This window comes from Pacificimonas aurantium (assembly GCF_020092905.1).
Classification (GTDB): Bacteria; Pseudomonadota; Alphaproteobacteria; order Sphingomonadales; family Sphingomonadaceae; genus Pacificimonas; species Pacificimonas aurantium.
On record NZ_JAGSGB010000002.1, the window covers coordinates 956,310 to 969,854 of the forward strand.

Annotated in this window: 13 protein-coding genes; 8 read left to right on the top strand and 5 right to left on the bottom strand. The window is 65.5% G+C overall.

Going from position 1 to position 13,545, the window contains the following annotated elements:
- Positions 1–319: 319 nt before the first annotated feature.
- The 3 genes from KCN53_RS11330 to KCN53_RS11340 are packed head-to-tail and all read right to left on the bottom strand — an operon-like array spanning position 320 to position 4,666.
- On the bottom strand, positions 320–1,225 hold the full coding sequence (locus KCN53_RS11330) for a flagellin (RefSeq protein ID WP_088712339.1): 906 nt from the start codon (positions 1,223–1,225) through the stop codon (positions 320–322).
- Positions 1,226–1,237: 12 nt separating this feature from the next.
- On the bottom strand, positions 1,238–3,340 hold the full coding sequence (flgK, locus tag KCN53_RS11335; protein WP_088712338.1) for a flagellar hook-associated protein FlgK: 2,103 nt from the start codon (positions 3,338–3,340) through the stop codon (positions 1,238–1,240).
- 27 nt (positions 3,341–3,367) lie between these two features.
- Entirely contained in the window at positions 3,368–4,666 is a 1,299-nt protein-coding gene (locus KCN53_RS11340; RefSeq protein WP_224199623.1) for a flagellar hook protein FlgE, read from the bottom strand.
- Between the two features lie 175 nt (positions 4,667–4,841).
- Between KCN53_RS11340 and KCN53_RS11345 the strand changes: the two genes are divergently transcribed.
- The 7 genes from KCN53_RS11345 to KCN53_RS11375 all read left to right on the top strand — a co-directional run bounded on the left by KCN53_RS11345 (position 4,842) and on the right by KCN53_RS11375 (position 11,003).
- Positions 4,842–5,240: a flagellar biosynthesis repressor FlbT gene (locus KCN53_RS11345; RefSeq protein ID WP_088712336.1), complete on the top strand. Its 399-nt coding sequence runs from the start codon at positions 4,842–4,844 to the stop codon at positions 5,238–5,240.
- A gap of 1 nt (position 5,241) precedes the next feature.
- Complete coding sequence (fliI, locus tag KCN53_RS11350) at positions 5,242–6,597, top strand: flagellar protein export ATPase FliI (protein ID WP_224199624.1); 1,356 nt, start codon at positions 5,242–5,244, stop codon at positions 6,595–6,597.
- Entirely contained in the window at positions 6,594–7,019 is a 426-nt protein-coding gene (locus tag KCN53_RS11355; protein ID WP_088712335.1) for a hypothetical protein, read from the top strand. Before fliI ends, KCN53_RS11355 begins: the two co-directional genes overlap by 4 nt.
- Before the next feature lie 3 nt (positions 7,020–7,022).
- Positions 7,023–8,006, top strand: a complete 984-nt coding sequence (locus KCN53_RS11360) for a peptidoglycan-binding protein (RefSeq protein WP_224199626.1) — start codon at positions 7,023–7,025, stop codon at positions 8,004–8,006.
- A gap of 232 nt (positions 8,007–8,238) precedes the next feature.
- On the top strand, positions 8,239–9,276 hold the full coding sequence (locus KCN53_RS11365; protein WP_088712334.1) for a sigma-70 family RNA polymerase sigma factor: 1,038 nt from the start codon (positions 8,239–8,241) through the stop codon (positions 9,274–9,276).
- A 57-nt stretch (positions 9,277–9,333) separates the two neighbouring features.
- Positions 9,334–9,873 (top strand): hypothetical protein, encoded by a 540-nt coding sequence (locus tag KCN53_RS11370; protein WP_088712333.1) that lies wholly within the window; start codon positions 9,334–9,336, stop codon positions 9,871–9,873.
- Positions 9,874–10,184: 311 nt separating this feature from the next.
- Positions 10,185–11,003: a hypothetical protein gene (locus tag KCN53_RS11375; RefSeq protein ID WP_172406215.1), complete on the top strand. Its 819-nt coding sequence runs from the start codon at positions 10,185–10,187 to the stop codon at positions 11,001–11,003.
- 13 nt (positions 11,004–11,016) lie between these two features.
- Here KCN53_RS11375 and KCN53_RS11380 read toward each other — a convergent pair whose 3' ends face one another.
- Together KCN53_RS11380 and KCN53_RS11385 are read right to left on the bottom strand one after the other, a co-directional pair.
- Complete coding sequence (locus KCN53_RS11380; protein ID WP_088712331.1) at positions 11,017–12,768, bottom strand: hypothetical protein; 1,752 nt, start codon at positions 12,766–12,768, stop codon at positions 11,017–11,019.
- Complete coding sequence (locus KCN53_RS11385; protein ID WP_088712330.1) at positions 12,765–12,986, bottom strand: hypothetical protein; 222 nt, start codon at positions 12,984–12,986, stop codon at positions 12,765–12,767. Before KCN53_RS11385 ends, KCN53_RS11380 begins: the two co-directional genes overlap by 4 nt.
- 113 nt (positions 12,987–13,099) lie before the next feature.
- Between KCN53_RS11385 and KCN53_RS11390 the strand changes: the two genes are divergently transcribed.
- A complete protein-coding gene (locus KCN53_RS11390) occupies positions 13,100–13,525 on the top strand; it encodes a hypothetical protein (RefSeq protein ID WP_088712329.1) in 426 nt (141 codons plus the stop codon).
- The last annotated feature ends 20 nt before the right edge of the window (positions 13,526–13,545 follow it).

The following is a 13,545-nucleotide window of genomic DNA, read 5'->3' on the forward strand; positions in this document are numbered from 1 at the left end:
TCCCTGCGCGCCTTTTCTATAATGGAATCAAGCCGGTCCTAGTCTTCCGCGGGACACCCCATCCCCCAATGGACCCGGCCAATACGGGCTATGCCCAGGACCGCGGCGCCGCGCCCCCTTTCCCCTGGCGCCGCGGTCCATCCCTCCGCACACGGAAACCCTCCTCCCCGCGAGAGCAGGAGCGACGCCGGACATGGCGGCACCTGCGGCCAGCCCTCCCGCCCAGTCGCCGACCGGAAGCTGATATGCAGACGCGAAAATGCGCGCCCGGCCTCAAGATGGCCGAGCGCGCCCTCTCAAATATCCGGGATCGCGGAAATCAGCGGAGATAATCGCCCAACGAGAGGCTCGAGAGCCGGGCAAACACCTGGTAGCTCGCTTCCAGTCTTGCCTGCTGCTGAGCAAGGTCGACGGCCACCTGGGCAAGATCGGCATCCTCGTTTTCGGCGATCACCGATTTCAGGACGAGGATACGGTCTTCGGTTCGCTCGGTCAGCTGATCTGCCTGCAGCTGGCGGCGACCATTGGCGGCGTTGCTGCTGCGAATATCCGCCAGCGCATCGTCGATCTGGCCGACCGCCGTCTGCAGAGCTGTCTTTTGCGCCTCGGTCGGCGTAGCGCCGATGTGGCCGGCTTCGGCCAGAGTCCGCAATGCGGACGTCAGCTTGCCGGCCACATCGCTGGCAAGAACGCCGTAGGTGATGTCGACGCCCTCGGCGACGCGGGCCTTCGCCTTGACATCGTCATTCGCGAAGACATCGGCGTCGGGAAGGCCCGCCAGATCCTGAACCTTTTCGGGCAGGAACGGCGTCTTGTCGGTCTGCGAGCCGCCGAACAGATACACATCGCCTTCCGACGTGTTGAGCGAGCCGCGCAGCTGGTCGAACGCGCTTTCGATGGCCGCCTGGAGGCCTTCCGCACGGCCGGTGCCGATTGCTGTCAGAAGGTCGTTCTTCAGTCCGCTCGTGACGTCGTCCATCTGCGTGATGTGCGCATCGTAGAGCGACATGGTGGTCTGCAGGCGCTGCGCGACCTGCAGCTCGGCCTCCTGCCGTGACACCATGCTGTGGGCGGACATGTTGCGCACGGTCTCGTTGCCCAGCGCAGCGAGGTTTGGCGCTTTCTTACCCGTGGAAAGCTGGGACTGGATGTCGGCAAGCCGCCCCTGCGTCCGCTGGATCGCGTCCGACATGGTCAGCTGAAGGGGCATGGTGGCGATACGCATGACGAAGAACCCTTATGACGTCATGGCGAGAAGTGCGTCGTACATCTCGCCGACCGTGGAAATGATGCGCGCCGAAGCCGCGTAGCTGTTCTGAAGGACGACCATCTGGGACAGTTCTTCGTCCAGATTGACGCCGGAAAAGGCGTCACGGCGATTGACCGCGTCGCTGCGGCGCGCATTCGCGTCGGCGAGATTGTCGGCGGCCGTGGCCGCCTCGGCGCCCGCACCGCCGAGCAGGGCGGCGGCGAAGCTGGTCAGCGTAGAGCGACCGTTCTTGCCGAAATCGACTTCCTGCGACAGCAGTTCGACGAGCTTGGCATCGCCGCGATTGTCGCCCCGGCCGATGGCAATGTCGCCGACCGCTGCACTCTCCGACAGGATCGCGCGCGGCAGGCGGCTGCCGCTGGATGCCAGGCTCGGCTGGACCTGCGCTTCGGACAGACCCGAAGACAGGCCGCTGAGGCCGGTAAGCTCGGAGAAGGTGCGCCCCGTACCGAGGCGGTTCGTCGAATCCGTGGGGATGGCGATAAGCGCGCCGCGAAGGTCGGCATTCGGATCGAACTGAACGCGGCCACCGTCATCGAGCGAGAAATTGCCATACTGGCCAAGATCGCTGGCATTGAGGTCGGATACGATGTCGCCGAAGGTCTGACCGGCGGTCATGGTCAGCGTATAGCGTGTGAGCGCCTTGCCGCTCGTGTCGCGCAGCACAAGCTCCGCGGTCTCGCCCGCGCCGAACCCGTGCGGCTCGTCGCCGGCGAAACCGGGTGCCACGAGCGAATGCCCCTCGCTGCGGACAAGGTCGTTTAGGCCGAAATATTGCGAGAAGCCCGAGCCGGCCCGGTCACTGGGCGCGGCGGAATCCTGCGCCACGACGACGCCGTGGCCGGAGGCAGCGGCGGAAAAGCTAAGGACGCCGTTCGTAAAGCTTGCGGTTGCTGCACCGCCGAGTCCTGCGTTGATCTGGGCAACCGCGTCGTCGACCGTCGCGCCTGCACCGAGCGCATCGAAGTCGAGCGTCGTCTTTGCGACGAGCTTGCCGCCGGCATCGGTAACCGCGAAGTGCGCCGTACCGGTGAAGGCCAGGCGATCGCCTCCCGCCAGTCCCGTCTGACGCCCCTGCAAAGACGAGGGCGCGGGAACTGTCGTCGCTGCGTTGCTGGCGGCGTTGAGAGTGTGGGCGAGACCGCCGAACAGGACACCGAGTTCCTCCGACATGCGCGGCAGCGCGCGGTCGCGAAGATCGATCAGGCCGCCAAGCTTGCCGCCCACCGAGGCCGATTCGATCCGCTCTCCGGTGGCGACAGCTTCCTGCCCGCGCGCTTCGGCAAAGCGGATTTCGATCGCCGGGTAGTCGGGAAGCGCTGCCCCGGCACCCGACGTCTGCGCATAGTCGAGCTGGCGCAAACGGCGGTCGAGCAGAACGGCGCCCGATGCCGTATCGATGGTGACCCGGCCGTCCGACTGATGACGGACCGTTACGGCGACAAGACCACTAAGTTCCTCGATGGCGGACATGCGCTGGTCGCCCGCGCCGGCAGAGCTGCGGCCGAGGCCGTCGAGCCGCGAGACGGTCGAGTTCAGTTCGTGGATGCGTTCGAGCAGAGTGTTGACGCGGTCGACCGTATAGCTGACCTCGGCCTCGACATCGCTGCGAAGCGTGTCGATGTCGCCCTCTAGCTGCTGCAGCGACCCGAGCGCACTCGACACGTCCGCAATATAGGCGCTGGCCGCCTCGTTCGACGCCGGCGCGCCGGTAAGGACCGTGGCAGATGCCGCAACAGCATCGAGACGCGCAGGCAAAGCGGTCGGCGAACCGGGTGCGCCGAGAAGCGCCTGCATCCGGTCGAGATAGGCCGAGGTGACATCGGCCCGGCCTGCATCGCCCGAACGGGTATAGACCGTCGTTTCCAGAAACCGGTCGGCCACCCGCGTGGCCTCCGAAACCGAAACGCCGGTGACCCGCCCGCCGGTCGCGCTGGTCGACAAGGCCACGCGTTCGCGCGCATAGCCGGGCGTGCCGACATTGGCGATGTTGTTCGACACGGTCTTCAGGCCCGCTTGTGAAGCGGAAAGCCCGGAGACCGCCGAACCGAGAACGTCGTTCAGACCCATAGTGCCGACCAGTCAGGACCTAGAGGTTTAGCGCTTCAGATTGCCCACTTCCTGGAGCATTTCGTCCACCGTGGTGATGATGCGCGAGGACGCACTGTAAGCGCGCTGGAAGCGGATCATGTTGGTGAACTCTTCCGCCAGGTCGACGTTCGAGGCCTCCAGGGCACCGGCGGCGAGAGATCCCGCACCCAGCGAACCGGGCTGGTTGATCGCGGCGGAGCCGGAGTCGTTCGAGACTTCGTACGCATTGCCGTTAAGCAGCGACAGACCGTCCGGATTGGGGAAGGTCGCAATCGGCAACTGGAAGACGGGGATTGAGGAACCGTCGTCGAAGAGAGCACTGACAACGCCCTCGTCGGAGACGGAAACGGACGTGATCGTGCCCATCATGCCGCCGTTCACCGAGGAGGAGATCAGCGCGGACTCGGCTCCGAACTGGGTCAGGCCGTTGATCTCGCCGTCAGTACCGAGGTCGAAGTTGATCGCCTGGGCACCGGCGCCGTTCGACCACGGCGGCGTGATCGGCGACAGCAATGCAGGCGTTGTGTTGCCGGCATCGATGCTGCCGTCCGGATTGAACGCGATCGTGCCGCTGGCGAGAACGCCTGTCGGCGTCGTCACTTCGGACGGATCGGCATAGATTTCGGCGGCCCACTGGTTGACGCCGGTCTTGATGAAGCCGACGGACACGCGGTGGGAATTGCCCTGCTCGTCGAAGATATCCATCGAGCGGGAGAACTGCGGAGCGACATTCCCCGAGGCGATGTCGCCCGACGCATAGGCGCCGGTGAACACCGGAGAACTGGAGTCGAGGTTCGCGCGGAATTCCACATTCGTCGTCGGCGTCGCAGTACCCGCAAGCTCGTTCAGGCGGACGGGTTCCAGACGGCCGAGATCGCCGTCGTTCACGAAGGAACCGGTCGCATCGAGGCGCCAGCCCTGAAGATAGTAGCCGCCGACATTGCGCAGGAAGCCGTCCTCGTCCGGAGTGAAGGAGCCTGCCCGCGTATAGGCAACGGAGTCGTTCGCTTCGGGGCCCTGACGCACCACGAAGAAACCGGCGCCGTCGATGCCGAGATCGGTGCTGCTGGCCGAAGCCTGAAGGACGCCCTGCTTGGAAATCAGCGTCTGGGGCGCGGCGGCGATGCCGCCCGCGGAGTAGGTCGTGCCGGAATTGCCGACGGCGACCATCGTCTTGAACTGGGTCTGCACGCCCTTGTACGCGGTCGTGTTGATATTGGTGATATTGTCGGCCACGCCAGCCATGGCGGTGGCATTTGATCCCAGGCCGGACACGCCGGCGTACAGAGCGGAATAGAGGCTCACTGGACCAGTCTCCCTTTCACGATAGCCGCACGGCGGGTCTCCACCGCGCTTCGGCACCATTTTAGGGGCGTGTCGGATGACGGTCGGGTCATGCAGGCAGAATTTATTGCCCGCCCCCTTCGTCCCGAGCGGAAATTTTTTCCTAGAAGAGCGGGGTCAACTTGAAGGAACTGCCATGACCCTCCGCATTTCACTGCGCGACGGCGAGCCGGTGATCATCAACGGTGCTCTCCTCCGCGCCCGTGGCCGCACGGACTTCACGCTGGAAAACCAGTGCACCGTCCTGCGCGGCCGCGACATCATGATGCCCGACCAGGCCACGAGCCCCGCGCGCGAACTCTATTATTGCTGCCAGATGGCCTATGTGGAGCCCGAATTCCGCCAGGACCATCAGAAGCGCCTGCTCGAGGTGCTGAAGATCATCTTCGACCAGGCGAGCGGCCCGGGCGTCGTCCAGCCGGCCGTGGCGATGGCGCAGAAGGTCGCTCAGGGCGACTTCTATGCCGCGCTGGCCGACTGCCGTCAGCTGATGGCCGCCGAAGATACCCTCCCGGAAGCGTCCGAAGCCGCGTAACATGATGTGCTCCAGCCGCTTCGACTCCATGGAACGGGCCCTGCGCGACCTGCCGCTCGATGAGCGTGCGGGCCGGGTGGTGGCCGTGCGCGGTCCGCTGATCGAGGTCGAGGGCCTGGAGGGGGCGGCCCGGATCGGGTCCCAGCTACGCATCGACTCGGGCGAAGGCGAAGTGGACGCGGAAGTCATCGGTCTCGACCATGGCACGGCCATGTGCATGCCCTTCCAGCATGTCATCGGCCTCGGCACCGGCGGACGCGCGCGCTTCGCCGGACGCCGCCAGGTCATCCGGCCCAGCCAGGGTTGGCTTGGCCGGGTGGTAGACGGGTTGGGACGACCGGCCGACAATGGCGGGCCGCTTGTAGCCGGCCTTTCGGGTCGCGAGGCCACGGCCGCGCCGCCTGCGGCCGTGGACCGGGCTCCGGTCGGCGAGCGCGTGACGACGGGCGTACGCGCACTCGACATGTTCACGCCGCTTTGTCTTGGACAGCGTCTGGGTCTGTTCGCGGGTTCGGGCGTCGGCAAGTCCGTCCTTCTCTCCATGCTGGCGCGCGGAACCGACTGCGATGTCGCCGTCATTGGCATGATCGGCGAACGCGGCCGCGAAGTGCGCGAGTTCATCGAAAACGACCTCGGTGAGGAAGGCCTTGCGCGAAGCGTGGTCGTCGTGGCGACATCAGACGAACCCGCTCTGATGCGGCGGCAGGCTGCATGGACGACACTCGCCATCGCCGAACATTTCCGGGACGAAGGACTGAACGTCCTGTGCCTGATGGACTCCACCACGCGCTTTGCGATGGCACAGCGGGAGATCGGCCTGGCGCTTGGCGAACCGCCGGCGACCAAGGGCTATACCCCGACCGTCTTTGCAGAGCTGCCGCGCCTGCTCGAACGAGCAGGCCCCGGCCACGTCGGCGCCGGAACGATCACCGGCCTGTTCACCGTGCTGGTGGACGGCGGCGACCATGACGAGCCGATCGCCGACGCGGTGCGCGGCATCCTGGACGGTCACGTCGTGATGTCCCGGAAGATTGCAGAGCGCGGACGCTATCCGGCCATCGACCTGCTGAAATCCGTCTCACGCACTCTGCCCCGTGCACTGCCGGGCGAGTTGAACGACGTGCGCCGCGCCGCACTGCAATATCTGTCCGTCTATGCGGATATGGAGGAAATGATTCGACTGGGCGCCTACAAGCCCGGATCCAACCAGGCCGTGGACGACGCCGTCGCCCGTGTTCCCGCGATCGAAGCCCTTCTGTCGCAGGGGCCGCACGATGTCGGCAGCTTCCAGGAAGACTTCGCAGCACTGGCCGGGATTCTGGCCGGCGAGATCCCGGATCAGGGAGCTGACCAGTGACCGCCCCGCTTGCCGGCCTCCTTCGACTTCAGGATCGCACGGTTCGCGAAATCCGCGGCGAAGTCGGCGACAGGCTGGCTTTGATCGCGCGGTTGGAAATGCACCAGCGCAAGCTGGCGGACCAGGCGCGGCAGTCCCTGCCGAGCGGCGATGTGCGCTTGCCGTGCGATGCCTGGCGCGAGCGGCTGCGCGCAGAACGCGCGCGCCTGTCGGCCCGGCGGAAGGAACTAGAGTCGGAGCTGGCTCTTCTGCGGGAAAGCCTGACCGAGCATACGGCGCAGAAGCTCGCCTTCGAACAGGTTGCCGAGCGCTTCGCCCTCGAAGAGCGCCGACGCGAAGACCTGCGCCAGCAGACGGAAATCGACGACCGGGCCGCCATGCGCCCGCTTCCGCTTCCCGCGCGCGCCGCGAGAGGAATGTGACCCATGATCGACATGATCCCCTCATGGAACCAGCTGAACCCCACTCAGCGGGCCCGCCTGATCGAGCTCGACGCACGTCAGCTCGCCTCACAGAGCCTGTGGCGCGCCGCGCTCGGTAACTCCGGGGGCGACGCCGACCGCGCCGCACCGGTCCCCGGCTTCGGCAGCACGCCCGGATTCGGCTCGCTTCTCTCGGGATCGATCCACCGCGCCCTGTTCGACAACGGCTTCGGCCAGGCAGCCACGAGAGGGATCGAATCGCTCGCAGAACAAGCGGATGCGCAGCTGGGCCGCCCCGAGCAGGTAACCGCGCGCGCTCCCGTAGCGAAGAGCGAACCCACCGAATTGTCGGGGCTGGGCGCCAACAGCCGGTTCGAGCCGATGCTGAAGGCCGCGGCTGCGAGAACCGGCATCCCGGCGGCGGCGCTGGCTGCCATCGTCGATGCCGAAGCCGGCAGGACGGCGGACGGCAGCTGGAATACCAAGGCGAAGAATCCGCGGTCTTCCGCATCCGGGCTCGGACAGTTCCTCAAGGGGACCTGGGAATCGCTGGCCGAAACGCCCGGTACATGGCTGCAAGACGTCGCCAAGGACCGCGGCTGGCTCGATTCGCGCGGCCGGGTGACGTCTCAGTCGCGCCCGGCTCTGCTCGCCCTGCGTTTCGACGCGAATGCCTCGCTGCAGAGCATCGCGGATTTCGCAAAGCAGAATCTCGAAGGACTCGAGCGGAGCGGCGTCGATGTCGGCCGAGATACCGAGTCGATCGCGAAGTCCGCCTACCTCGCCCACCATCTGGGGCTCGGCGATGCACGCCGTTTCCTCGGCGAGGGTCTGAGCGAAGGGCGCGCCAAGCTGCTCTTGTCGGCGCAGGTGGGCGCGCGGCGTGCGCAGCAGCACATCGCTGCGGCCGATGGCGCCCGCAGCGCCCATGAATCCTGGCTTCACGGCTTTGTGGAGCGCAAGATTCAGCCCAACCGCTACCTCTAGTCCAATATAATCCTATATACTTGAAGGAGTGAGCCGCAGCTTTGCGGGCACCCCCTAGGAATTGCGTAATTCTACGCAGAATTCCGCCATGGTTAAGGAATGGTTACTATCTTTCCTGTGGGATTTACCTATAGGATAGGTAGAAGTTCTATATTGGATGAAATCGTCCAAGAGGCTTTAAGTCCTTTCATCAGCAAACGGTCGTCGCCGGCCGGTGGAAGGGGAAAGTCTCATGTCGGAAGTCAGCCGCGGTCTCGAAGAAGCCGTTCAGATCATCATCGATAACACGCCTGCCGACGAGGCGGCGCAGACCCGGCGCCAGAAGCGCAATATCGACCTGGCGTTCATGGACATCATGAAGCTGATCGCCCCGCGCGTTCGCTACTTCACCCGCCAGTATGGCCTGACAGCCCACGCCGACGACGCCGAACAGTGCTGCGCCATTGCGGTGCACCGGGCGATCCAGGCCTACGACCCGGAGAAAGCGACCTTCACGACCTTCGTGAACTGGCAGATCAAGGGCGAACTGCAGAGCCTGCGCTTCCGCCTGATGGCAGAGCAGCGTCCGACCGCGAAGAAGGTCAATGCGCGCCTCGTCTCGCTGCACACGCCGATGGGCGAGGAAGACAGCGAAGCTGCCACGCTGGAGACCCAGATTCCCGACGAGGCCTCGCTCGACCGCACCGAAGCCGGTGCCTCGGACCGCCTGGCGGACCATGTCCGCGACGTCGCCCTCGACAAGTATACCGCGCACCTGCGCCAGCTTCACCTCGACACGATGCGCCGGCGCGAACGCAACCGCCGCAAGGCGCGCGGTGAAGCCCTGGAGCCGAACGAAATCGTCGCCCGTCTCGACAATCCGTTCCACGGCATGTCGGCCGACGAGATCTCCGCCTTCCATCGCGAGATCGACGTTCATCGCGACATCGTGGAGCGCCGCATCTTCGAAGGAGACGCTCTGAACGACGTCTGCGAGAATACGGGCGAAAGCAAAGACCGCGTGCGCCGCATCGTCCGCGATGCGGTGGCCTTCCTCGAAGCCGAAGCGTCCAGCGATGGCTTCCGCAACTGGGTGCCGCCGAAGAAGCCCGCCCGCCGCGCCCTGCCGAAGGGTTCGACCGGCAGCCTGCTGCCGAACCCCGACGCGCCGCACCTCGCCTATGCCGAAGTCACGATTCCCAGCGAAACGGACGACGTGGCGGACGCGGGCCACGGATCGGGCACGCCGCCCCTTCCGTCGCAGACAGGTGTGCGCATCGTTCGGGGCTAGGCCAGAAAACCCGGCCCGTTTTCGTCCCGCCATGGCCCGATCCGCCTATGATGGGGTATGAGAACAACAGATCACAGCAACGCCATCGCTCGCACGACAGGCAGGAGTCCGGCCATCATCGAGAAGCTTCCGGCGGACGAAGGCTCCCTGCTTGAGGCGGAGCGCTTCATTGCCGCAGCGCAGCAGGTGCTTCGGACGGTGGGCGGGCGATTCCTGACAGCCGTCGGAGACGATGCCGGATCGGTGATCTGTTATGTCTTCAGTTCCTCCGAAACGCCTGAATGGATCGACCTTGCCGACGCCCGCCTGCCACTGAATGCCGCGGCGGCACGCAGCCTGCTGACGATCCAGTCGATCGGCAGGGACCTTATCGGCAACCTGCTGCGCCGCTGGCCGGCAGGAGCCGGTCCGAACCGCATCGGGTTGCTGTGCGATGGGCATACGCTGTGCGTCTGTCCGGCGGAACCGGATCCGACGTCACCAAGCTGGCGCCATCACTGGGACAGCGGACAGCTGAGTTTTGCTTGCCTAGGCGAAGTACCCAATACGAGTTCATTTCGCATATTGAATAATTTCGACGAAAGCTCTATCCACTAACTTGAATATAGGAGGGGGTGGAGAATGGCGTGGCGAGCGAGAATTCGGAATCTAGTCAGTCGATATTAGGCGACGCGTGCGATCCCTATCGACACTTTATTTTTCCCAACCGGATCAGACATATCAGGCAGACGCGCGGATTCGATACGCTGCTGACATTCGCGCGAAAAATACCTGAACTCTCCTATATTCGCCTGTCAAAACTTGAGCGGGGAGAAGTCTTTCCCAGGCCGGAAGAATTCGCAAGAATCGCGGCCACTCTCGGCGTAAGTGTCGACGATCTGATCTGTCGCTTCGACGACTCCTTCGACATGGACGACTGGTGCGGATCGCTGATCGAGCAGCCTTTCGACGAAAAAGAGGAGAAGTTCACGCTTCTTCTGGCCGCCGCGGCCCGCCGGCGGCGCGCGAACGATCCCGAACTCACGATTTCGAAGATACATGAACGGTTCGACCTGGCGCCGGTCACTTTGTCCCGCGTTGAACATGCCCAGCGGCCCTTTTCGAAGTGGAATCCGGAAATGCTGCAGCGAGTCTGCGCCTTTCTGGGCGTTTCGGAAGCGAGCGACCTGAAAGCTTTCGTGACCGAGCAGTTCGAAGCGGGCCTGTTGACCCCGTTCCTTGCGCACTTGCCGACCGCCCAGGACCGGGAGAGCGCGGCGAAGGAACATGCGGTCATGCTCCGCGAAACGGCCGCCGGACACCTGACGGAGGAAAGCCCGTCACGGCCGAACGCAGCGTTGGGAGCCTCAGCTCCGCATATCGGCGAACATCTTCCCGTGCTTGGATTTCCTCTTCCAGACGGGCTGATAGACCCGCGGCCGACCGGAGAAGAAGTGCCGGTCCTCATATCGCCGGACAATCTGTTCGCCCTACGCATCTGCAGGCCCGTTCTGGGAATGGGGATGCCCGCAACCGCAGTTCTTATCGCAGACCGCAGCCGCTTTCCCCAGCCTGGCGGGCTCTGCATCCAGAACCTCGGCAAGGCTTGCCGGGTCCTGGCCGTGATGGTGGACAGCGATGGCGGCCTCGTCGGCCGAAGCAAGCGGCCCGACGTCAGCGTGGCACTCGACGAACTGGATCCCGATCTGCTGAGCGCGGTTGTCGGCGCGTGGTTCGCGCCATCCTGACCCGGCCGAAGCGCTAGCCCTCGCGGGCTGCCTCGTCGCGCCGCGAGCGGATCAGCTTCGCAAATTCATGTTCGTTCGCGCTTCGCGGAAGCGCGGCGAGAGCCTCCGCGAACACGTCCGAACGCGACGGCGGACTGCCGGTGACGAGGACATCGAAAAGCGCTTCGAGAGGGTCGCCGTCGAGCACGCGGCCATGATCCCTGTCTAGGGCCGCGAGCGCCGCCCTGTCGCCGGTCATGGCAAGGGCGACGGCATGTTTCAGCACAGCCACCTTACGCACCTCGGCATTTCCCGCGCCAGCCAGACTGTGCCGGTTCGCTGCGGTGAAGGCGGTCCAGTTGCCGCTTTCCCAGTGCATGGCGGCCGCAAGGTCGTCCGAACCGGGAACGTCCTGAAGAATGGCAAGCGCCTCTTTCGGGCGGCTGAGATTGTAAACCGCGACCGCTTCGAGCTTCTGACGGTCCCATCGCATCTGATCGGTAAAGCGCACATCGTCGGACGCCTGCAGCGCGTCGACGGCGCGCTGCGGCTGCCCTGCCAGTAGGAACAGGCGCGCCACCTCGATCGAGAGCGGACCTTTCGCAAGGTCGCGGGCGCGCACCCGCAGGCGGTAGTCCAGCAGTTCCGCCGCGCGCTCGTAGAGGCCCGCTTCGCGGAAGCGATCGGCCAGCGTCCCGACGAGCCGGTCTCCGTCCAGACCGCCTGGGAGCAGGTCGCGATATTCCCAGAACAGCCCGCCAAGGCGGTCGAGCGGTACGCGCTCGTCCTCCAGCCGGCGCTCCAGCCGGGACGCCAGTTCCTCTCCAAGCTCGCGGGCATGCGGACCGGGAGGATGATAGCGAAGGAGAGCCGCGCCGGCCGCAAGCGCCCGCTCGTCGTCGTCGCCCGCCTCCTGCAATTCGAAGCGCAGCAATCGGCGTTCGAGATCGCCGCCGCGCCAGGACAGCGAGAGCCGGTCCAGCTGCCGCTCCTGCTCTTCCGTGAGCGATCCATTGACGGCCTTGGTCAGGGCGATGGTGGAAAACTGTGCATCCGCGCGCTCTTCCGGCGAACCGGACAGGTCCACCCGCGCAAACAGGTGCCGCGCCTCCTGCGGCTGTCCCAGATCGACGAGGGCCTTGCCGCGAAGGAGATTCGCGCCCGCATCGTCCTCGGGAAACGAAGCGAGAGCCGTAACGGCCTCCTCGGCCTTTCCGACCGCAAGCAGGGCCGCGGCATAGTCATAGCGAAAGTCGCGGCGGCGCTCGTCTTCCAGTTCCTTCAGCCCCGCGCGGCCGCAAGCCCATTCACCTTCCGCGTCGGCGGGCATGCCGAGGAGCATGAAGGCCCGCATCCGCCATAGGCACGCGCGCGGCTCCGCCGCCAGCACCGGGTCCGACAGGGCCATCAGCGCCGCTTCCCCCCGGTACATCGAGGCATAGGCCGCGCCGAGCGCGAACTGGTAATTCGCGACCAGTGCCAGGTCAGGGTCGTCATCGAGCATGACCTGGAGCACGCCGCTCGCATCCGCGGCGCGGTTATGGGCTAGCAGGTTGAGCGCATGATCCCATCGCAATAGCTGCCGGTCGTCGGCTGACCCCGCCGCGATCGCCAGCAAGGTATCGTTTAGCGCAGGAGCCCCGGGAAGCGCGAAATGCGGCAGCGGCCGCTCGGCCAACCTGGCGGCGAACCCGGGACGGCGCGCTTCGGGCAGTCCGTCGGTTGCCGGCCCTGCGGACACCGAAGCCGCCGCCAGCAGCAGGGATGCGAGCATCGCGGCCTTCATGGCAGCAGTCCCATATGAACGAGGTAGACGAAGGCGGCACCGCCCAACCCGGAGCCGGCCAGGAACAGGGCAGCGCCGAGAAGACCGAATCCCTTCTTCCCGGCAGCAGGCGCCGCGGGCTCACCGGCGACGGCCACGGCGGTAGAGTCGCCCTGGTTCGCCGCAGGAACGCCGGAAGAATAGACGCGCACCCGCGCCGGTTTCTGGTCGAAGCTCACGATTGTCCCTCGATTTCTTTCTATCATTGTAGTGACAGGCCGCGCCTTTGGAGGCGCGGGGGCCGACTTTCGACCTGCAATTTGGCCCTGCACTCTGGAGAGAGGAGTTCGCATTGGCGACCAAGGCAACCCGCCTCGCGGCTAGGCTGACGGCACCGCTCCTGGCCTTGTCGATCGGCATGCTTTCCTCGGTCCCGGCAACCGCTGCCGGCGGTGAAGAAACGCCGGGAGAAGCGCATTTCGTCATGCTCGCGCCGCTATCCGCGCCTATCGTCGACGGAGCGCGAACCACCGGCAACCTGCAAGTCACACTCGCCGTAGAGACATCCGACACGCAGCTGGCGGCAAAACTGACCGGGCGCATGCCGATGCTGCGCGAGCTGCTGCTTGCAGGCGTCGCCGACTTCGCACGTCTTCACGCCATGGTATTCGCCCCGGTCGACGCGAGCCTGCTTGCCGCTCATCTCGACGAGCGCCTGCAGGCCGAAGCGCCCGGCGCGCACGTGCGCGTGATCGAGCTATCCGCCCGCCCCCAATAACAAGGCTCGTCATCGCTTGC

Excerpts from the sequence above, each read along its gene's own strand:
- KCN53_RS11330 (WP_088712339.1), bottom strand. The coding sequence starts at position 1,225 with ATGCGTATCGCCACCATGCCCCTTCAGCTGACCATGTCGGACGCGATC.
- flgK (WP_088712338.1), bottom strand. The coding sequence starts at position 3,340 with ATGGGTCTGAACGACGTTCTCGGTTCGGCGGTCTCCGGGCTTTCCGCT.
- KCN53_RS11345 (WP_088712336.1), top strand. The coding sequence starts at position 4,842 with ATGACCCTCCGCATTTCACTGCGCGACGGCGAGCCGGTGATCATCAAC.
- fliI (WP_224199624.1), top strand. The coding sequence starts at position 5,242 with ATGATGTGCTCCAGCCGCTTCGACTCCATGGAACGGGCCCTGCGCGAC.
- KCN53_RS11360 (WP_224199626.1), top strand. The coding sequence starts at position 7,023 with ATGATCGACATGATCCCCTCATGGAACCAGCTGAACCCCACTCAGCGG.
- KCN53_RS11365 (WP_088712334.1), top strand. The coding sequence starts at position 8,239 with ATGTCGGAAGTCAGCCGCGGTCTCGAAGAAGCCGTTCAGATCATCATC.
- KCN53_RS11370 (WP_088712333.1), top strand. The coding sequence starts at position 9,334 with ATGAGAACAACAGATCACAGCAACGCCATCGCTCGCACGACAGGCAGG.
- KCN53_RS11375 (WP_172406215.1), top strand. The coding sequence starts at position 10,185 with ATGGACGACTGGTGCGGATCGCTGATCGAGCAGCCTTTCGACGAAAAA.
- KCN53_RS11380 (WP_088712331.1), bottom strand. The coding sequence starts at position 12,768 with ATGAAGGCCGCGATGCTCGCATCCCTGCTGCTGGCGGCGGCTTCGGTG.